19 protein-coding genes are annotated in these 19529 nt (G+C 53.1%); 14 read left to right on the forward strand and 5 right to left on the reverse strand.

What is annotated here, in order from left to right; all coding sequences use genetic code 11:
- The first annotated feature begins 70 nt into the window (after positions 1-70).
- The 8 genes from ctaG to AC3RCL_RS03695 all read left to right on the forward strand — a co-directional run bounded on the left by ctaG (position 71) and on the right by AC3RCL_RS03695 (position 7685).
- Entirely contained in the window at positions 71-979 is a 909-nt protein-coding gene (gene ctaG / locus AC3RCL_RS03660) for a cytochrome c oxidase assembly factor CtaG (RefSeq protein WP_012818914.1), read from the forward strand.
- 24 nt (positions 980-1003) lie between these two features.
- A complete protein-coding gene (locus AC3RCL_RS03665) occupies positions 1004-1468 on the forward strand; it encodes a DUF420 domain-containing protein (RefSeq protein WP_096777089.1) in 465 nt (154 codons plus the stop codon).
- Positions 1469-1975: 507 nt separating this feature from the next.
- Positions 1976-2701, forward strand: coding sequence for a hypothetical protein (locus AC3RCL_RS03670; RefSeq protein WP_096777087.1), 726 nt, complete (start codon positions 1976-1978; stop codon positions 2699-2701).
- Between the two features lie 74 nt (positions 2702-2775).
- Positions 2776-3177 carry a GntR family transcriptional regulator gene (locus AC3RCL_RS03675; RefSeq protein ID WP_036664513.1) on the forward strand — a complete coding sequence of 134 codons (402 nt, stop codon included), beginning with the start codon at positions 2776-2778 and terminating at the stop codon, positions 3175-3177.
- Positions 3178-3183: 6 nt separating this feature from the next.
- Positions 3184-4086 (forward strand): ABC transporter ATP-binding protein, encoded by a 903-nt coding sequence (locus AC3RCL_RS03680; protein ID WP_012818918.1) that lies wholly within the window; start codon positions 3184-3186, stop codon positions 4084-4086.
- Between the two features lie 22 nt (positions 4087-4108).
- Positions 4109-5011 carry an ABC transporter ATP-binding protein gene (locus AC3RCL_RS03685; protein ID WP_041621923.1) on the forward strand — a complete coding sequence of 301 codons (903 nt, stop codon included), beginning with the start codon at positions 4109-4111 and terminating at the stop codon, positions 5009-5011.
- Complete coding sequence (locus AC3RCL_RS03690) at positions 5004-6308, forward strand: ABC transporter permease (protein WP_492534595.1); 1305 nt, start codon at positions 5004-5006, stop codon at positions 6306-6308. The genes AC3RCL_RS03685 and AC3RCL_RS03690 overlap by 8 nt, the downstream gene beginning before the upstream one ends.
- A gap of 162 nt (positions 6309-6470) precedes the next feature.
- On the forward strand, positions 6471-7685 hold the full coding sequence (locus AC3RCL_RS03695; protein WP_096777085.1) for a TraB/GumN family protein: 1215 nt from the start codon (positions 6471-6473) through the stop codon (positions 7683-7685).
- A gap of 144 nt (positions 7686-7829) precedes the next feature.
- Here AC3RCL_RS03695 and AC3RCL_RS03700 read toward each other — a convergent pair whose 3' ends face one another.
- On the reverse strand, positions 7830-8597 hold the full coding sequence (locus tag AC3RCL_RS03700; protein WP_492534596.1) for a sulfite exporter TauE/SafE family protein: 768 nt from the start codon (positions 8595-8597) through the stop codon (positions 7830-7832).
- Positions 8597-10069, reverse strand: coding sequence for a carboxylesterase/lipase family protein (locus AC3RCL_RS03705; protein WP_375121898.1), 1473 nt, complete (start codon positions 10067-10069; stop codon positions 8597-8599). The genes AC3RCL_RS03700 and AC3RCL_RS03705 overlap by 1 nt, the downstream gene beginning before the upstream one ends.
- A gap of 130 nt (positions 10070-10199) precedes the next feature.
- Between AC3RCL_RS03705 and AC3RCL_RS03710 the strand changes: the two genes are divergently transcribed.
- From AC3RCL_RS03710 to AC3RCL_RS03725, 4 genes are all read left to right on the forward strand, one after another.
- Positions 10200-11108: a LysR family transcriptional regulator gene (locus AC3RCL_RS03710; RefSeq protein ID WP_375121837.1), complete on the forward strand. Its 909-nt coding sequence runs from the start codon at positions 10200-10202 to the stop codon at positions 11106-11108.
- 69 nt (positions 11109-11177) lie between these two features.
- On the forward strand, positions 11178-12056 hold the full coding sequence (locus AC3RCL_RS03715; RefSeq protein ID WP_375121838.1) for a helix-turn-helix transcriptional regulator: 879 nt from the start codon (positions 11178-11180) through the stop codon (positions 12054-12056).
- 77 nt (positions 12057-12133) lie between these two features.
- Entirely contained in the window at positions 12134-12880 is a 747-nt protein-coding gene (locus AC3RCL_RS03720; protein ID WP_012818926.1) for a phytanoyl-CoA dioxygenase family protein, read from the forward strand.
- Positions 12881-12900: 20 nt separating this feature from the next.
- Positions 12901-13704 (forward strand): sugar phosphate isomerase/epimerase family protein, encoded by an 804-nt coding sequence (locus AC3RCL_RS03725; protein WP_375121839.1) that lies wholly within the window; start codon positions 12901-12903, stop codon positions 13702-13704.
- Positions 13705-13932: 228 nt separating this feature from the next.
- Here AC3RCL_RS03725 and AC3RCL_RS03730 read toward each other — a convergent pair whose 3' ends face one another.
- From AC3RCL_RS03730 to AC3RCL_RS03740, 3 genes are read right to left on the reverse strand one after another with little or no spacing between them, the layout of a single operon-like run.
- On the reverse strand, positions 13933-14463 hold the full coding sequence (locus tag AC3RCL_RS03730) for a chromate transporter (protein WP_096777081.1): 531 nt from the start codon (positions 14461-14463) through the stop codon (positions 13933-13935).
- A gap of 24 nt (positions 14464-14487) precedes the next feature.
- Positions 14488-15135 carry a chromate transporter gene (locus AC3RCL_RS03735; protein ID WP_375121840.1) on the reverse strand — a complete coding sequence of 216 codons (648 nt, stop codon included), beginning with the start codon at positions 15133-15135 and terminating at the stop codon, positions 14488-14490.
- Entirely contained in the window at positions 15135-16673 is a 1539-nt protein-coding gene (locus AC3RCL_RS03740) for a sulfatase family protein (RefSeq protein ID WP_096777079.1), read from the reverse strand. Before AC3RCL_RS03740 ends, AC3RCL_RS03735 begins: the two co-directional genes overlap by 1 nt.
- Before the next feature lie 123 nt (positions 16674-16796).
- Here AC3RCL_RS03740 and AC3RCL_RS03745 point away from each other — a divergent pair, with 123 nt between their 5' ends.
- Both AC3RCL_RS03745 and AC3RCL_RS03750 read left to right on the forward strand, forming a co-directional pair.
- Positions 16797-17651: an AraC family transcriptional regulator gene (locus AC3RCL_RS03745; RefSeq protein ID WP_277747798.1), complete on the forward strand. Its 855-nt coding sequence runs from the start codon at positions 16797-16799 to the stop codon at positions 17649-17651.
- Between the two features lie 75 nt (positions 17652-17726).
- On the forward strand, positions 17727-19526 hold the full coding sequence (locus AC3RCL_RS03750) for a sensor histidine kinase (protein WP_213580169.1): 1800 nt from the start codon (positions 17727-17729) through the stop codon (positions 19524-19526).
- Positions 19527-19529 lie beyond the last annotated feature (3 nt).

Below are 19529 nucleotides of genomic sequence, written 5' to 3' on the forward strand. Positions count from 1 at the left end.
CTCTTTTTTTAAGTCGTAGGAAGGTGTCACAATTTCGACAGAATTTAACCCGTTTAGGGGAGGTTTTTGCATGCTGGGCTTAGAATATTTTAGTTTTGCAGATAAATGGAGTCCCTTGTTCCTGGCATTTATGCTGCTCGTTACGGCAGGCTACTTCCTGTTGACCGGGCCGCTAAGCAGTCGCTTTGAAGGGAGTGCTCCGGTTTCCGCAGGAAGGAAAACACTGTTTGTAGGCGGTATGCTAACGTTCTATCTCGCACAAGGTGGACCTATTGAACTGCTCGGGCATACAATGTTCTCGTTTCATATGGTCAGTATGGCCATGTCCTATCTAATGGCAGTGCCGCTCTTGATTCTGGGTATTCCTGTTTGGATGTGGCGCGCCTTCGACAAGGTCAATCCGTTTAAGAAGCTCGGTTTCCTTGCGCGTCCGATTGTTGCCGCGGTTCTGTTTAACGGCTTGTTTTCGTTTTATCACATCCCGGTCATCCATGACTTTGTCATGTTAAACTTCTGGGTGCACCGTCTGTATTACTTGATCCTGTTTATCGCCTCGCTGCTGATGTGGTGGGCCATCATTAAACCGATTCCGGAGAAGGACAAGTCGTCAGGGCTTATGAAGATGGGATACATCTTTCTGAACATGGTCTTGCTGACACCGGCATGCGGGCTCATTATTTTCTCAAGCGAACCGATGTACGCAACTTATAGCGATCCAGTGGTATGGGCGAAGGCGATGGGCTATTGCGTTGCCGGCGATACCTCCGCGTTGCTCAGCCAGTTCGGCGGGCCGGAGTTCTTCGGCTACCTGGAGCCCGCGATTGACCAGCGAGTGGGCGGGATCATCATGAAGTTTTTCCAGGAAATCATTTTTGCCTCGATGCTGGCCTATGTGTTCTTTCACTGGTACAAACGAGAAAATCAGGAAGACGATCCTTTGCCTGGCGAGATTCCTCCAGGTAAACTCAATCAGGCGTAACAGGATTATTGAAGGGGGATCCATATGGATTGGTTTTTTATATTTCCCACGGTCAGTACAACTTTCATCGTCATCAGCGCCGTGCTGGTGGCGATTGGCTGGGGACTTATCATTAAAGGGAAGCGCGAGGCCCACAAGAAAGTGATGATCTGGGCGGCCATCGCAGCCGTCATCTTCTTTATCATCTATTCCTCGCGGACCGTATTCATCGGCAACACGTCATGGGGCGGACCTGATGACCTGAAGCCGTATTACCAGGTATTCCTGATCTTCCACATTGTACTGGCTACCGTAGCCGCTGTGTTCGGGATCACGACGCTGGTCCTCGGCTTCAAGGAGAAGTTCTCCAAGCACCGCAAGTGGGGCAAGGTTACGTCGATCATCTGGTTCTTTACGGCCATCACCGGCGTTGCCGTGTATACCTTGTTGTACCTGTTGTACCCGGGCGGGCATACCCAGCCTGTATGGAAAGTCATATTTGGAATGTAATTGGAGGAGAACACCCGTCAGAGAAATCTGGCGGGTGTTTTTTGTTTTGGGCAGGGCGGTTCATTATTCAAGAGCAATTTGAAGGCGGGGGGTGGGGGAGTGTATCCGTTCCGGCCGCTGTTGAAACCAGGAAACTGGGATGAGATGAAAAGGTGGTTTCCCGGTTTCAAAGGCGAACGCCAGGTCTCCTCCACGGCTACACTCCCCTGGTGCAGGGAAGTCCTTGAATTAATCGCCGGCACAGGGATGGTGACACCCGACAGAAAACCTCTGACAGCTGTTTAGAGAGTGTGAGGGCGGGGATGGGGGAGTAAACTCGTTCCGGTCGCTGTTGAAACCAGGATAATCATAAAATTTTACAAATTCTATTGACACTGTTTATATACACACTATATACTGTGTATAAAGATATACACAGTGAGCACAGTAATCACACTAAGCACAGTGAGATCAGACTGCGATAATAAAACGAAATGAATACATGAAGGAATGAAAGGGTGAGACGCATTGCAACAGGTTATCCATAATGCGATGAAGATCGTAAAGAAAGACTTCGCAAGCGATAAGCTCCAAATCATATGGAACATACTGTTCATGCTGTACATGGGGTTCGCCACGAGCGTCGTCATAAACGTTCAGTTCGAGCATCTAGACGAATACAATAACCCGTTTGTCGATTTTATCATGGTGCTTTTTGCTCCTTTTGTAGGATTTTTATTTAACCGGAAGTCCTTCAAATATTTGAACGAGGATTCATACACCCGAATGCTGTACTTCTACCGGAGCATACCGGTGCCGGCTTCCGCGATTTTTGTTAGTCGGATCATTAATTCCCTGATCGCTTTTGCCATCAACAGCATCGTGTTTTACGGAATCATCTATGCTATCGGGAATCACCTTAGAGGCGTGATGGATATTCCAAGCTATATCGCCTTTATGCTGACATGGGTCGGGGTTGGATTTTTATTAACGGGACCTTATATCTACTGGGAAAATATGTGCAGCGGCAAGGTGTATCTAAGGAATACCGTTCTTATGAGTCTGCTCCTTTCGGGATTGATCGCTGTACTGAGCCTGCTGGGTTACAGCATATTCGAATTCGCAGCGAACGCCGCCATGAAATGGAGCCTGTTATCTCCGGTGATGTGGGGTTCGCTGATTGCGGGATTGGCGTCCATGCTGCTTATGAGCAAGTTAACCTACACGCGGCAGCAGACCAGGGATTTATCATGAAGGACCTAAAGATGAATCCGTACGGTATGCATTGGCACGGGCTTATGCACAAAAGAAAAGCGAGGTGGTAAAAGGTGCGACTTCTGATACAGATCAATGAAAATAGCGCAGAGCCTTTATATCACCAGATTGAAACACAGCTGCGCTCGCTCATTATTAGCGGTCAAATCGAGGAGGGAACGTTATTGCCATCCATTAGGGAATTTGCCGGAGATCTGAAGTGTAGCGTCATTACGGTGCGCAGGGTGTATCAGGATCTTGAGAATGAAGGATTGCTGCGAACGAGGCAAGGCACGGGAACCTTTGTTGCCGGCGTCGGCGACCAAGCCCGAGAACAATATAAACGCGATGCGGTCATTGAGGCATTAAGGGATGCCGTAGATAAAGGGCTTGCCGTTCAATTCAATGAAGATGAGATGAAAGAGATGTTCATGGAAGTTGTCCGGGAAAAATATGACGCCAAAGGAGGTCGCTAACATTCCATGGAACCGCATGTTATTGAGTTTCGTAATGTCATTAAACGGCGAAGAACGAAAACCATCGGCCCGATCCAATTATCGATTCCCCAAGGATATATCGTTGCCCTGGTGGGACCTAACGGCTCGGGAAAAAGCACGCTGCTGAACATGATGATGCAGACCGTGTTTCCGGACGAAGGCGAAATCACCTGGTTCGGCGAGTCTTACCGGGGAGAGCTTCCGGTCTCGATCCGTAAACAGATGGGCTTCGTTCCTGAACAGCTAAGCATAGAAGAACAGCATATGACGGTGGATGAAGCGGCCAGCTTCCGCGCATCCTGGTATGACGATTGGGACGGTTATTTTTTTGATGAGCTTTTATCCCGGTTCGATGTCCCGCGGGGCGTCAAACTGCGCAAGATGTCCAAGGGGGAACGCCGCAAGTTCGAGATCGCCGCTGCGCTGGCGCCAAGGCCCAAGTTCCTGCTGCTGGATGAACCTTCCTCGGGCCTGGATCCATTCGCTTGGAAGCTGATGATCGATCAGCTGCACAAAGTGATGAAGTCCATGGATACGACCATCGTGCTCTCCACCCATGTGGTGGATGAAATCCGGCGTCTGGCGGACTATGTCATTCTCATCCATCACGGGAAGATGCTCGGCATGGTGGAGAAGGATTCACTGCTGGACAACTGGAGGGAATGCTGGATTCAGGGAGATGCCTCCATTGTAAAGGAGCTGCCGGGTATTCTGAGCTTCAAGCAAGAGACAGCGAGCACGATATCTTTTATAACGACGGAATGCTTGGAAGTGGAGAAGATCCTGCAGTCTGCAGGCATCCCATTTATTCAGACCCGTTCCTTGGAGCTGGATGAAGTTCTTCGATTATGGATTGACGGAAACATGCCTGCCAATGTGCAGAACTAGGATAGAGAGGGGTTTTTAGGAGATGCAACGATTGCAATTAGACAATGTAGTTAAGATTTATGCAGACAAAACGGCAGTAAACCGGATTTCGCTTCAGGTTGAGGAAGGTGAAATCTACGGGCTGCTCGGGGCGAACGGCGCCGGCAAAACAACCACCATGCGGATGGTGCTTGGACTGATCTACCCGGATGACGGAACGATCCTGTACAACGGAAAGCCGTACAACAAGGAACTGCGTCACATTATGGGTTACTTGCCGGAAGAGCGCGGGTTATACCCGAAAGTGAAGGTCAGCGAGCAAATTTCCTACTTGGCTCAGCTGCGGGGCATGTCCGCGAAAGACGCGGATAAGAGTTTGAAATACTGGCTGGAACGGTTTGAAGTTCCCGACTATTACGACAAGAAGATCGAAGAGCTGTCCAAGGGCAATCAGCAAAAAATGGGCTTTATCGCAGCGGTTGTCCATGACCCGCAGATTCTCATTCTCGACGAAGCCTTCAGCGGACTGGATCCGGTTAACGTCGAACTTCTGAAATCAACGGTAAAAGAACTCCGAGACAAAGGAACGAGCATTCTGTTCTCCACTCACCGGATGGAACACGTTGAGGAACTGTGCAAAAACATTACGATTCTCCATCGCTCCAATACGGTGGTAAAAGGGAATTTGAAGGATATCAAATCCAAGTATCCTCGTGAAGAGGTGGTGCTCGGTACGTCCGGTGAAGTTCGGGGTCTTGAAGCCCTGCCTGGCGTAACGGCGGTGGAGCGGACAGAGGACGGTTACTCCATCCGAATCAGTCAGGTTGATGCAGCGCAGAACATTTTGAATACGGCCATGTCGCAAAGCACGATCCATCGGTTTGAAGTGAAGGAACCGACACTCAATCAAATCTTCATAAAGGCGGTAGGTGAATCCAATGAATAATATGTGGACCGTTATCCGATTTACGTTCATGAATAAAGTAAGAACGAAGTCGTTTCTCGTTTCTACCTTGATATTTGCACTCATTATTACGATCGGGATCAATCTTCCTTTTCTGATCCAAATGTTTACGGGGGATAAGGCGGGATCCGAAGAGACCACCCGCATCGGGCTGGTATATGGACAAGAACAAACGCTTGCCGAACAATTGGAGACCACTTGGAGCAGCTTACCGGCCAATTCCTACGAATTCGTCAAATACGAAACGGCAGATGAAGCTGCCCTGAATCAAGACATTAAAGACGGCGTAATCGAAGGCTATTTGAAATTTGAAGCACAAGATGGCAATACGTTCCCAACCGTGGTCTACAGCTCCGAAGACGAGGCCATGAGCCCGGAACTGCAATCCAATCTGCAAGCAGCGCTGCAGGTGGCGAAGACGCGCAGCATCGTAGAAGGACTCAATTTGTCCGATGCCCAGATCAATGAACTGAATATGCCGGTTCAGATTGACGCACGCAGCATAAGCACGAATCCGTCTGGCAATGCAGACGGGGCTTCGGATGAGAAGGAAGGGGCTTCCGAAGTTATTAACTACATTGTGGTGTACGCTCTGATTATTCTGTTCTTCTTCACCTTGATGGGTACGGGGAACATGATCGCCTCCGAAGTGACGACAGAGAAGAGCTCCCGTATTATGGAGATCTTGATTACAAGCGTATCTCCGCTGAGCCAAATGTTTGGCAAGGTCATCGGCATGTTCCTGTTGGGTCTGTCGCAGATCGCCGCATTCGGCATCGTGGCCGCCGTGAACCTGATGCTTCCGCACAACCTGGATACATTGAAGGACATGAATCTCGACCTGAGCGCGATCGACCCGATGCTGCTGGTGTTCGGTTTAATCTTCTACATCCTTGGCTATTTCTTGTATGCGATGCTTTATGCGGCCATTGGTTCGATCGTCAGCCGTACCGAGGATTTAGGGCAGGCGGTCATGCCGATTACGATGCTGTCGCTGGTGGCGTTCTATATCGCGATTTTTAGCCTGAGCGCTCCAAACTCGATGCTGATGAAGGTGTCCTCGTACATTCCGTTCATCTCGCCGACCACGATTCTGGTACGGATCGGACTAGGCGACATTACCGTATGGGAGATTCTTCTCTCGCTGGCGATCCTGATCGCGGCCATTCTCGTCTTCGGCTGGCTGGCTGCGAAAATCTATCGCACCGGTGTCCTGATGTACGGTAAACGCCCTACGTTCAAAGAGCTCAGAAAAGCAATGAAGGCTTATAAGATGTAAAGCGGTGGAAGTAGTGTTAGGGCTGCCGGAACAAAAAGTAGAGTTAAAGGGGGGCGCCATACCGACATCGGTATGGCGGACATAACCCCATAAAATAAGTAGAGTACAGCACGGTTATTCTTTGCCGCATAAGACCACACCAACATAAAGGAGCTTACATACATGAAAAATTGGAAACGCATGCTCTTGTCTCTCACGATTTCGGCGGGATTGCTCGCCACGTCAGTGCCTGCCATGGCAGCGCCGCAGCAGCCGGCTGTGAAAGTGAATAACCAAGTTGTCGAATATTCGCTTGGCACACCGGTTATAGAAAAAGGCACGACGCTTGTTCCGCTTAGAAGCACGCTCCAGGCTTTGGACGTGAAACTGACGGGAGCTGCAGATGACACCATTACTGCGGCGGTGGACGGTAAGACCATTACCCTGAAAGGCAAACTGAAACGAATCAATGGCGTAACCTATGCACCCATTCGGGTTGTCGGGGACGCAGCCGGCTATGAGGTCAAATGGAATGCAGCAACCCGTACCGTTCTGCTGGTTTCCAAGGCGACGGAAACCGCACAGACCGGCGGCCGCGGGTTTATGTGGGAAGTAGAGAGCAATGGGAATACTGTGTATCTGGTGGGCTCCATGCATATCGCGGATGACAGCTTCTACCCGCTGCGTCCGGAATTTGAGGAAGCCTTTGCCGAAGCAGATTATCTCGGCGTCGAGGTTGATGTCAGCAAAGCAGCTGACGAAGCGCAGCAGCAGCTGATCATGGATATGGGCATGTATAAGGATGGAACAGCGCTCAAGGATCATGTGTCCGGCGAGACGTACGCCAAGCTAGGCAAAATCTTGACGGAGAGCGGCATGAAGCCGAATGCCTTGGATGCATTCAAGCCATGGGTAGTGGAAACCACGATCAGCAGCTTGAAAGCGGTGAAGGCTGGCTACGAAGCCGCTGCTGGAATCGATCTGTATTTCGTCCAGAAAGCGATCGAGCGCAAAATTCCGGTAATCGAGCTAGAATCCTATGAATTGCAGCTCGGCATGTTTAATGGCTTCTCCAAAGAGCTGCAAGAAAAGAATCTCAACATCGCCTTGGATAATTTCGACGTGCTGGATGACGGTGTGGAGCAATTGGCTGAAATGTGGAAGACGGGTAATGATGAGGCGCTGCTGGAGTTCACCAACAGCATGGCCGTTGATGAGGAATACAACAAAGCGATGCTGATTGACCGCAACATCGGCATGGCCGAGAAAATCGACGGATACCTGAAGAACGGCAAAAAAGAAGAGTACTTCATCGTGGTTGGCGCAGCCCACTATCTGGGTGAGCATGGCATCGTGAAGCTGCTTGAGGATAAAGGCTATACCGTCGTTCGTAAATAGATAAAAGCCATCGCTTGCGAATTATGACTCGATTCTAACATTCAAAAAGCGAAAACCTTCCAATGATCGAATGACGATCATTGGAAGGTTTTTTGTTGTTTCCGTATTTTATTATTAAATAACTAGAAGCTGTTCGAACAGCCCTTACAGCAGCAATATGGCAGCGCCGATCATCGGGGTAAGGATCATGCAGGTTTTCAGCCAGACAACGGGTACGCGCTTCGTAAATTTTGCTCCGACGTACGAGCCGGACATCGTCCCGACCACAACGGCGGCGAGCAGTTGAACATCCAAGTATCCGATCGAGAAGTATCCGGCGCCTCCGGCCAGCGCAATCGGCATGATGACCAGCATGGTCGTGCCGGCGGCAAAGCGCATCGACATGCCGAGGACAAGCATGAGCCCGATCTGGATGAACGGAGTGGAGCCGATTCCGAACAAACCCGATAAGGCACCGGTGATCAGTCCGATGAGCAGCGCCTGCAGCCAGTATCGGAAACCCTGGACAACCGGTGGAGCCGAGACCTCGGAAGCCTTGGACCGCCGTGAGACGTACATCATCCTGAACCATAAGGCCAGTCCGGAGGCGAAGAGCATCCCGGATGTCATAAAGCCCAGTTGATCCTCGGGAATCAGCGAGGACCAGCCTGAGCTGACCCACGCCCCTGCCGCACCGGCTAAGCCGACGACGGCACCCGTTCTCAGCACCATATTCCCTTCCCGATAATGGCTGACCGAACCGGAAAGCGACGAGAAGAACATCGCCGCCAGTGCGGTACCCAGCGCGGTATGGATGGGATAACCGAATACAACCGTCAGGATGGAGATGATAAAACCCGATCCGCCTGCGCCCACGAAACCGAGGAGTAGTCCGAGCAGCACCATAACGAGGGCGATCTGGATCAACAACATCAGGCCATCCTCCAAACCTGATGGGGCACGCCGATTCCGGCGGGAACTGGCAGGTCCTCTCGAACGCAGCTGTTTTGGTCCAGTACCATGGTGGGGTGCCCGCTCCCATAGACGGGCCAAGCCGGCAACGCACGAATATTCGGCTCTCCGCTTTGTACGAATGCGACCCATGCTTCCCGCATGGCGCGTGCCAGCGCATAGCTCTCGGCGGCTACGGAATAGGGATCCTCATTGGAGTGCCATTCAGCGGGCATCACATTTCGGTTGAATGCTGCGCCGATGAGACTGCCTTCATACCCGTGTATCGCGCCGAGCGAGCCGCCGCATTGGAGCCGATACATCCATACAGGAGTTCCTGACGATGCCACGGCTTCTGCAAACTGCATCGCTCCGATCGTATAGAGATGTTCGGTCAATGTTTTGCTCCACGCTTCACCCGAAGCCATCGATTGCTCATAACAAGCATAAGCATTCCACGCCACAGCGGCATTCTCTCCGAAGAAACGTACGAGCGTCTCGAAAGCCGGGCACTGAAGCGCCGGATCGTTATGGATAAAAATAGCCGCTTCATTCTCATTCGTGCCGATCAGCAGCGGCGGGAGGCCGGTGTTCCCGGCCAGACTCGCCAGTGGATCCAACGGAATGACATGGCCGTCGGCAACCGGGCCGAACATATGCAGGCTGCGCGAGGTGTCGGAGCCGATCGCCGACTGCGCTTCGATGATTCTCTCCGCAGGAAGTTCAAGCAGCTGATGCGCCTGTGCTTGCGGTAACCCCAGCTCTTCAAGCAGCCTAAGAGTCGTGACATTGGCGGTTTGGCAATCCCGTATCGACTGCGTTGCGCCGCTTTGGGCAATGGCCCGGTGAAATAAGCCCTGTGCCGCTTCCATCACGTAGAGGGTGGCGGTACATTTGGCCCCGGCAGAATTGCCGATGACGGTTACCCGCGACGGGTCGCCGCCAAAAGCGGCAATATTCAACCGAACCCACCGGAGGGCAGCCGCGATATCAAGCATGCCATGGTTTCCGGAGGTTTCATACCCGTTGCCGAGCAGGTCTCCCAAATACAAAAAACCTAACGTGCCCAGCCGATAATTGATCGATACGTAGACGATCCCATCCTCTGCTGCGTAACGGGATCCATCGCACTCCGCTCCGTTCCCCGACACGAACCCGCCGCCATGGATATAAACCATGACCGGTTTTAATTTCTCACTGACGCCCGTTGTCCACACATTTAAGTTTAGGCAATCCTCGGACTGTGCAAGCCCGGGCACGTTCCCGTTCGGCTGATGCTGCTGGGGGGCGATCGGCCCGAATTGCTTGCACGGCCTTACGCCCATCCAAGCGAGCGGAGGGGCCGGAGGCTTGAATCTGCGATTGCCTACAGGTGCGGCAGCATAGGGGATGCCCCGGAATACATGCACGCCGTTTAAATCGGCGCCTTCCACTGTGCCTGATAATGTTTGCACGATCAAGTTGACCGTCTCCTATCCTTACAAGATGAGATTATTATATCTTGTTTCTATGATGAGCCCTAATATATATTAGATTATATAAATGATAACTGATGAGTTATGTATCAAAGAAAGTTGGAATGAGATGGAACTGTTGCAATTAAAATATTTTCAGACTGCTGCCCGAATGCAGCACATGACGAAAGCAGCCCATAGCCTTCATATATCGCAGCCGGCATTAAGCAAAATGATCGCATCGCTAGAAACCGAGCTGGGAACCAAGCTGTTCGAGCGGGAACGCAAATCCATACGTCTGAACGAGCATGGCAAGCTGTTTCTCCATCAAGTGGATATTGCGCTGCAGGCGCTGGAGGACGGAAAGCTGCAGCTGCAGGATGCCAGAGGCAGCACCTCCGCCGCCATCACGCTCGATGTGCGAGTCTCCTCGCATTTGCTGCCGGATCTATTGGCCGATTTTCGCAAAGAATGCCCGAATGCCGAGTTCCAATTGCAGCAGCACGTTTTGTCATCCGTAGGGATGCCGAGCTTCGATTTATGCCTGTCCGATGGCGCAGAGCCGCCGAAGGGAACGACCTCGGTGTGCTTGCTCGAAGAGGAGATCGTGGTTGCGGTACCCGCCGACCATCCGCTTGCGGATCGAGATCGGGTCAGCTTGCGGGAGCTTAAGGAAGAGAGCTTCATTACGCTGCCTCCGGGCAAATCGCTGCGCGAAACGACCGATGCGTTCTGCCGTCTTGCCGGCTTTACCCCCCGCATCCGATTCGAGAGCGACGACCCCGCCACCGTCCGCGGTCTCATTCGAGCGGGTCAGGGCGTCGCCTTCCTGCCGGTCGTGACATGGGGCGGATCAACCGGGCCCGATGTCGTCCAGCTGAGGCTCGAAGAAAGCTGGTGCAAGCGCTCGATTTCCTTGTCTTGGCCCAAGGACCGATACCTGATGCAGACGGCGGTGCTGTTCCGGGATTTCGCCATTCGGTACTTTGCTCGGCTGGCCGAATCGCACCGGCAGAACATGGCTCGGGGAGAGCTCTAGCCGGTACCGACCTGACCGTCTCCGGCGTGAGAGTTTAGTGAATTCGAAAAGCGAAAAGGAGCGTCGCAAGTGGAAACCAAACAGCCTCCCAGGCTAACCAATGAGGATTACCGATTGCAGCCTCGCGCGCCTGTTCAAGTATTTCACGGCATTCATCCGGGGACGATTCCGCTGCATTGGCATGAATTTTACGAGCTGAGTTATGTAGTTGGGGGAGAAGGCGAGCATAGGCTCAACGGCTCCGCGTATCCGCTGTCTTCCGGAATCCTCTTCCTGCTGACGCCGGCCGACTTCCATGAGCTGGTGTCCGTGGAAGACAAGCCTCTTGAAATATACAATGTCATTTTTACCGAGGCCATGATGGACGATAACCTGTATCACTGGTTGTTCGGAGGCAAGCTGGTGCTGCATGCACAGCTCGAGGAGATGCAGCACCGGCAGATATTCGCCGATTATGAACGGATGAGGGAAGAAACCGGAGCTTGGCGCGAAGGCAGCGAGATCGCGATTCGGGCTACGCTTCAGCGGCTGTTGGTGGATCTGCATCGGGGCAGTACCGCAAACCGCGCGTTGCCCACGAACGGGCCCGGGAATCGGCAGCTTAACGTAAACCTGCAAAGGGCCTTGATCTACATTCACCACCACTTCCGGGAAGATTTGAGATTGGATGATGCCGCCGCACAGGCCCAATACTCGGCAACGTATTTCAGCGAGTGTTTCTCGAAGTCCGTGGGACAGTCCTTTCAGCGTTACCTGCAAAATGTCAGAATGCAATTTGCCGAATCGCTGCTTCGGGCATCCTCGCTGCCCGTCACCGAAATTTGTTACGCCTCCGGCTTCAATACGTTAGGGCATTTTGAGAGGGTGTTTCGTCAGCGAAAAGGGATGTCCCCCAGGCAGTACCGCCATCATGCAGGGATAGCCGAAGATATGCAGTATTTTTCCTAACGAATGCGCAGTATAGTGTCACCGTCCGGGATATAATGGCCTCAGTTCGTGAAATCCTTACTTGACTGGAGGTTATGATGATGACAACGCAAGCGCTTTCGAAGCAGGAAGTCGAGTTTTATAAGGAGAACGGGTATTACCTATACCGGAAACCGCTCTTTAGCGCCGAAAAAATGCAGGTACTGACCTCAATCTTTGAAGAACAGCTGGAGGAGAAGGGCAGCAAGCTATCGGACGAACTGGATACGCCGCATTTCCGTGACGAAAGGCTGCTGGATTTCCTATTGGCCGATGAGGTGCTTGATCTGGTCGAACCGATCATCGGGCCGAATATCGGGCTGTGGTCGAGCCATTTTATCTGCAAAGATCCGCATGTCGGACGCGCAACGCCTTGGCATGAGGATTCGGCGTACTGGAACGGAAGATTAAGCAGCTTCGATAAGATTATCACCGTATGGCTGGCGATCGACCGCAGCTGGAAGGAGAATGGATGCATGCGCGTCATTCCGGGCACGCATCATAGCGGGTTCTCGGACTATGAGGAGGTGGACGGGACAAAGAATTTGTTCGACACCCAAATCAAGAGCGGCTCGGTTGATGAGTCCCGGGCGGTTTATTTCGAACTAGAGCCAGGGGAATGCTCGCTTCACGATTCGCGCATCATTCATGGCGCGGCGCCGAATACAAGCCCGTACCGGCGCTGCGGGTACACCATGCGGTATTTCTCGACGGACGCGCTGGTTTATCCGGATAAGAATCCCGGTTTTAAGGTGTGGCTGGCCCGCGGAAAGAACATCGCCGGAACGAAATTCGTCAACGAATAACCCGGAGGGGATAAAGGAGCGTGCATGAATTGAACATTCAGCTGTATAAGGCTCTGTGGGGCATGGAGGGAAGCTGCAGGGAGCAATTGACGAGGGCTGCACAAGCCGGTTACGCCGGGATTGAAGCTCCGCTGCCGGCAGCGAATCGGGAAGCCGAATTTAAGGATTTGCTGGAGGAATTTCAGCTCCATTACATTGCCCAAGTGACTACATCCGTCCCCCATCAAGAAACCTTTGCCGAGCAGGCGCGCCGGGCCGCAGCCTTCGGTCCGAAGCTGATCGTGTCCCATAGCGCCCGGGATGGCATGAAGATCGAGGAGCAATTGCGTTTTTTCGAGGCAGCGCTGATGATCGAGCAGGAGGTCGGCATCACCATCGCGCACGAAACCCACCGGTCGCGGGCGATGTTCACGCCGTGGACGACGCGCACCTTGCTGGAGGAGTTCCCGGAGCTGAGCATTACGGCCGATTTCAGCCACTGGTGCTGCGTGACCGAGTCCTTGCTGGAGGACTATGCGGAAGACATGGAAGCCGCCATACGGCGTACCGTCCATATTCACGCGCGCGTAGGCTACGCTCAGGGCCCGCAGGTTCCCCATCCCGGAGCGCCTGAATACAGCCGGGAGCTGACAGTCTTTGAAGCCTGGTGGTCACGCATTGTCCAATACCGAAGAGAGCAAGGGCTCAGTCACACCAGCATAACGCCTGAATTTGGTCCGCCCGGGTACATGCACACCCTCCCTTTCACAGGGGCTCCCGTCGCGGATCTCTGGGACGTAAACGAGTGGATGGCCAAACGCATTTCGGAACGGTTGGCGCCATAAATAAGAAACGAGAACAAGCCGGACCATATAAAGGGGTTCCGGCTTGTTATTCGTTTCTTTGGGAAAGCCATCCCTGTCGAATCACTCATACACCCGCAGCCAGCCATCCAAGCATGCCCCAGCACGCACCAGGCCCGAATGGAGGGACCCGTGCGCACGATGCACAAGAGAACCATACTGGGATGCCGTTGGAGCACCATCTGAAGCTTCCCGCTTCACCGTCAAGCGTTAGAATAAAACGATGCCGGCAGCGCCGGCCACAAGGAGAATCAGCAACGGGTGGAGTTTGTATTTGAGCAGGAGAAATAAACAAGCCCCGCAAATCAGCAGCGTGGGAATGAGTCCTCTTAAAGCCCCGTCGCCCTCATCGGGATAACCAAAATGAATGGCCGCATAGACGATGAGTCCGGTCGTAACCGGACGCAAGCCGTATAACGAAGATTTCACCCATGGATTCCCCCGCATGCGGTAGAAGAAGGCAGAGAGCATCACGATGACGACCAGCGACGGCAGGATGATGCCGACGGTCGAGACGACGGCCCCGGCATAGCCGGCGGTCTGATAGCCGATCAGCGTGGCGGCATTGGTGGCGATCGACCCGGGCGCCATGCCGGCCAGCGCCACGGTTTGCTGGAATTCCGCTGCGGTCAGCAGCCCTTTTTCCGTGATCTCCTTCTGAATGACCGGGATCACCGCATATCCGCCGCCAAAAGACACAAGGCCTACACCAATGAATATCATGAACAAGTCCCAATACATTTCCTTCGCCCCGATTCGTTTCGCTCAAATGTAATATTCCAATTCCGGGCAGCTGTCGGCCGCAGCCTTCTTCTCTGTATCCGCTCGAAGTCCCAGCCGTATCTTGATCTGGATGACGGCCATGCCGCCGAGCAGGCTAAGCGCAATCAGATAGAGGGGATGGACGCCGGTGAACAGCATCACGGATACGGTGGCAAGGGCGGTGATCGTTGTGGTGGCATCAAAGACGGCATATTTGGCCATCCGGTAAGCAGCCACCGCGATCAGCGCGATGATGGCGCCGTGCATCCCCTTTAAAGCCGCTTCAACCTTGGGCTGATCCCGGAAAAACACCGCAGCCGTGCTGATCAGGAGCACGATGATAAATGTGGGACATGTCACGCCCAGCACGGCCGAAACAGCCCCGGCCATGCCGGCTTGGCGGTGCCCGATCATGGCGGCGGCATTCACGCCGACGCCGCCGGGAGCGGAACCGGCAAGCGAGATCAGCTCGCCGATTTCCTCCTCGCTCACCCATTTTTGCTTGCTCACCACTTCGCGCTCAATCATGGGCAGCATCGCGTATCCGCCTCCGAAGGTGGAAGGCCCGATGCGAAAGAAGGTCCAGAATAGCCGGGTAAGCAGCATGAACCGTTCCTTCGCCCGGCTCAAGTACGCGTTTAGCTTTTCCATTAGGCGTGATGGATTCTCGGCATCGGCATCGGCTCCTTGCCAAGCTCGGCCCAGATATATTTAAGCAGCAGCTCCGCCTTCAGCTGCTCATATCCCGGTTCGTCCCACAAATTGTGCAGTTCTCCGGGATCTGCTTCAAGGTCAAACAATTCGCCGTAGGTTTGATTGTAATAAACGGTGATTTTATAACGCTGCTCGATGTACGTTTTTTGATGAATCGTTGAGGGTTCATGCCGGAATTCGCAGAGGGCGTGCTGCCTGGCGGTATCGACAGCCCCGAGCCACACGTCCTTTTGGTCGATGCCCGTCATCGCGTGCGGGACGGGTATGCCGCAGAAGGATAGGAAGGTCGGGGCCAGATCGACCAGAGACTGTATCGCATTCGACCTTTTCCCGGCGGGCACCCGTCCCGGATAACGCACAATGAACGGAAGCTTGATCAAATCCTCGTAATGGAACCCGCCCTTGGCTTGAAGGCCGTGCTGGCCGAAGAAATGTCCGTGATCGGTGGTGAAGACAACGATCGTATCCTCCGACAGTCCCAGTTCGTCCAGTCTATCGAGTATTTTGCCGATATATTTATCCATCATGCTGATCATGCCGTAATACACGGCGACCAGCTTTTTCTTGTCGTATTCCGTTAACCTGGATTTCGAGCCGTATTCGTAATAGTGATGGGAACGGTAACCGTGAATGCCGAACCCGGTCTCAGCGAGATGCGAAAAATCGGGCTCCTCTTCCTGCGTCAATCCGAAATGCGGCGGATTGCGGTCATGCTCTCCGGGCGTCAGGGACGGGATCGTGAGTTTCTCCGGATCATACATCGAATCCCAAGGCTCGGGCACCAAATATTCCGGGTGCGGGTCGAAGAAGCTTGCCCACAAGAAGAATGGCTCTTCCGCCTTCTTGTATTGGTCCAAAAGCGAATGGGTCCGCTCGGCGATCCAGGTATTGTAGTGGTATTTTTCCTGGATGGGCCATGTGTACGTTTGGGTAGGGTCCATGGTTCCCGTAGGCGGCAGGAAGTAATCGCGCCAATTGGCGCATCCTTGCTCCTCCAGCCATAGGGCATAATGTTGTCCGACATGGGCCTCGTTCGTATGGTTGCGCGCCAGCTCGACGTGATCGAAGCCGTAAAAAGGACCGTGAAAATTTCGCCAATACGCCAAATCCTGAAGGATCGGGTAAGCTTCGACGGACGGGTAGTCTTCCGTGGATGTTAACGGCTGAAAATGTGCCTTTCCCACCAGCGCGGTCCGGTATCCGGCTTCTTGGAAGCTTTCGCCGACGGTATGGCGGTCTTCCAGCAGCTTGGTCCCCAAGGTCCAGGCTCCGTGCTGACTCGGATACTGCCCCGTAATGATGGAAGCCCGGCTCGGCGTGCAGGTCGGATTGGGACAGTATGCCCGATCGAACGTCGTCCCTTGGCGCGCGAGGCGGTCCAGGTTCGGCGTAGAGATTTCAGGCTGAAACGCGCCGATCGTATTCCAATGCTGCTGATCGCTAGTGATTAGCAAAATGTTAGGTCTTCTCGACAAGTGTAATCCCCTCCTAGTATGATGATATTGAAAAATAGAGGTTATCAAAATAGCACCGTGTTATATTTTTGTTGTCATTTTGTTATTCTTGATGAAAAAATGAAGGGAAGAGGGGAAGTCGAGTTGCAGGAGTACGAATACGAGTATGCCGAGTTTATCTACTATACGCCGGGATATTTGGATAAAGAGGCACAGATCTGGCCCGTCCGGGCGGGGCGAAGTTTAGCCAAGCCCAATTACAGGGTCGGGCCGAAACGGATCGAGTGTTACAGTCTGCACTTCGTGCATGAGGGAACGGTGCGGCTGGAGTTCGACGGCAAACGAGTGGATCTGCAGAAGAATGATCTGTTCTGCCTGTTTCCGGGCCGGACTTATTACTATCACCTGATTCCCTCGGATGCACCGCTTCGGATGAGCTGGCTGGCATTGGACGGAAACAGGGTAAGGCCGCTGCTCGAGCTGGCCGGCTTGGTGCCGGAAAGCCCGTTTGGCAGACAAATGATCTCCTCCCGGGTCGAAAAGTCCGCCGAATGCGTGATTGATGCCTTGGCCGGCGTCGAGCGCTGGAAGCCGTCGGTATCGCTCGAGCTGCACGGTTTGGTTTATGGTCTGCTCGCCGGCATGGTTCCCGACACGGCTTCCGCAGAGCCGACGGAGCTTGCGGGATGGATTCACGAGTGTTTGGATTACATGGAATTGCATGCTACCGAGGGGATATCCGTTCAGCAGGTTGCCGAATTCGCGGGTGTGCACCGCTCGTACTTCTCCAATATGTTCACGAGCCAGGTAGGAATGCCCCCGCTGAAATATCTTCAGCGCATCCGAATGGACAAGGCCAAACGGTTACTAACGGAAACGGACGCCACGATTACCGAGATTGCCCTGTCCCTGGGTTATCCCAATTTGTATTCATTCACCCGGGCGTTCAAGATTTATTTCAAGGTCCCTCCCATAACGATGCGTGAAAATCCATGCTGATTCCAGGAAGCATTATATACTTTTGAAAACGGTTACGGGCCGGTTCTACTGAACCTAAAAAAGGAGACACTCGCCATGAAGCTCTCTACGATTCAAAGATGGCTATCGCCCAGACGAAGCATTCAAGGGAAAATATTCATTGCGTTCAGTGCGGTGACGCTCCTGTCCATCGTCTCCATTACGGTCATCGTGTATATGAGCATGCGCGAGACGATCATGCAAAATGCCGTCACCTCGGTTTCGGACAGCATCCGGCAGGCGGATGAATCGCTGAATATGATGCTGGAGGAAATCGACCGGCTGAACACCGTCGTGGTGACCAACAAAAACACGGTGATCGACACGCTGCTGAGCCCCCATGAAGAGATTAGTTATGAATGGTTTCAGGAACAGAAGCGGATCGACGAGTTTCTCTCCGTCCTGATCGATTACAAGCCCTATATTTCGCGGATTGCGGTGGTCGGTTTGAACGGGAAGGTGTATTTCTCGGGCGGTCCGTGGCTGGACAAGACGGTCTTGGGCAGCCCCATGATGGATTACATGCTCCACAACGGATCGCGCCATGCGTATTTCAAGCAGTCGGGCGTATCGGATGCCATCACGATCGGCCGGGAGATTCGATATAACCGCGAAACGATCGGAGTGGTCATGGTGGATTTGAATTATGATTTTATCCAAAAAACATACGGCGTGAAGCCGACCACCGATAGCATGATTTATGTGCTCGACAAGCAGGGTGGTTTCGTCTATGAAGCCGAATCGGCGCCAGCCTTTGCCCCTTCGTTCGATAAGATTCTCCGCATCCATCAGGACCTTGCAGGAAATGGGGATGCTATCAAGCAAAGCATAGACGGCAGAGATTATATCGTCGTGAGCCGTCAATCCGGGTATACGGGATGGAGCACCCTGGCTCTGATACCAATGGACTCGCTGCTGAGCGAATCGGCAAGGCTCCGCAAACTGTTGGCGGAGGTATCCATCATCGTGTTTATCGTTGTCCTGATCGCTTCGCTGCAGGTATCTTCCCGAATCACCCTCAACATCCGGCGATTGAAATCCCTGATGATGTTCGTGAAGGAAGGGAATCTGACGTTCCCGAAAAAGGAAATCAAAAGCGAGGACGAGACCGGACAGCTGTACCGTGTCTTCATCAGCATGGTGGAGGATTTGAAGCGGCTGCTGGAAGGGATCCGGGTCAGCGAGAAAGAGAAGCGGGAGGCCGAATTAACGGCGCTTCAGGCGCAGATTCATCCTCATTTTTTATACAATTCGCTGAATACCATCAAGTATTTGGCCAAGATGAACGGCGTGCCGAATATCGAAGAGGTGTCCGGATCGTTGATCGAGCTCATGCGCGGCGTTTTGGGCAATTCGAGCGAATTTTTGACGGTGCGGGAGGAACTGGATTATGTGGAACGCTATATCTCCATCGTGAAGTACAGGTATATGGAGCCGATCCGGATGGTCACCCAGGTGGAGGACGAAACTTTGCTGGAATGCCGGGTCCTGAAGCTGATGCTGCAGCCCCTTGTGGAAAATGCCATCATTCATGGCATCGGACCGCTGGAGCAGGAGGGACTCGTGCTGATCCGCGTATGTGAAGAGGGAGGCGACCTCAAGATTGAAGTGATCGACAATGGCAAGGGGATGACGGCGGGGCAGCAGGCGCAGCTTCTGGGGGAGACGGGCAAGAACGGAAATACATCCCGTTTCAGCGGCATGGGGGTACGCAATGTGCATGAGCGGATCGTTCACATGTACGGAGATGGCTACGGCGTCAAATTGTACAGTGAGCCGGGTTTATACACGAAGGCCGAGATCCGGCTTCCGAACATAGTGGAGAATAAGGATAAATCCCGACAAGAGGTGATATAAAGC

Source organism: Paenibacillus sp. MT86 (genome assembly GCF_058792535.1).

Coding starts and splice junctions, on each gene's coding strand:
- ctaG (WP_012818914.1), top strand. CDS start 71: ATGCTGGGCTTAGAATATTTTAGTTTTGCAGATAAATGGAGTCCCTTG.
- AC3RCL_RS03665 (WP_096777089.1), top strand. CDS start 1,004: ATGGATTGGTTTTTTATATTTCCCACGGTCAGTACAACTTTCATCGTC.
- AC3RCL_RS03695 (WP_096777085.1), top strand. CDS start 6,471: ATGAAAAATTGGAAACGCATGCTCTTGTCTCTCACGATTTCGGCGGGA.
- AC3RCL_RS03680 (WP_012818918.1), top strand. CDS start 3,184: ATGGAACCGCATGTTATTGAGTTTCGTAATGTCATTAAACGGCGAAGA.
- AC3RCL_RS03700 (WP_492534596.1), bottom strand. CDS start 8,597: ATGTTGTTGATCCAGATCGCCCTCGTTATGGTGCTGCTCGGACTACTC.
- AC3RCL_RS03710 (WP_375121837.1), top strand. CDS start 10,200: ATGGAACTGTTGCAATTAAAATATTTTCAGACTGCTGCCCGAATGCAG.
- AC3RCL_RS03735 (WP_375121840.1), bottom strand. CDS start 15,135: ATGGAAAAGCTAAACGCGTACTTGAGCCGGGCGAAGGAACGGTTCATG.
- AC3RCL_RS03750 (WP_213580169.1), top strand. CDS start 17,727: ATGAAGCTCTCTACGATTCAAAGATGGCTATCGCCCAGACGAAGCATT.
- AC3RCL_RS03690 (WP_492534595.1), top strand. CDS start 5,004: ATGAATAATATGTGGACCGTTATCCGATTTACGTTCATGAATAAAGTA.
- AC3RCL_RS03720 (WP_012818926.1), top strand. CDS start 12,134: ATGATGACAACGCAAGCGCTTTCGAAGCAGGAAGTCGAGTTTTATAAG.
- AC3RCL_RS03685 (WP_041621923.1), top strand. CDS start 4,109: ATGCAACGATTGCAATTAGACAATGTAGTTAAGATTTATGCAGACAAA.
- AC3RCL_RS03730 (WP_096777081.1), bottom strand. CDS start 14,463: ATGTATTGGGACTTGTTCATGATATTCATTGGTGTAGGCCTTGTGTCT.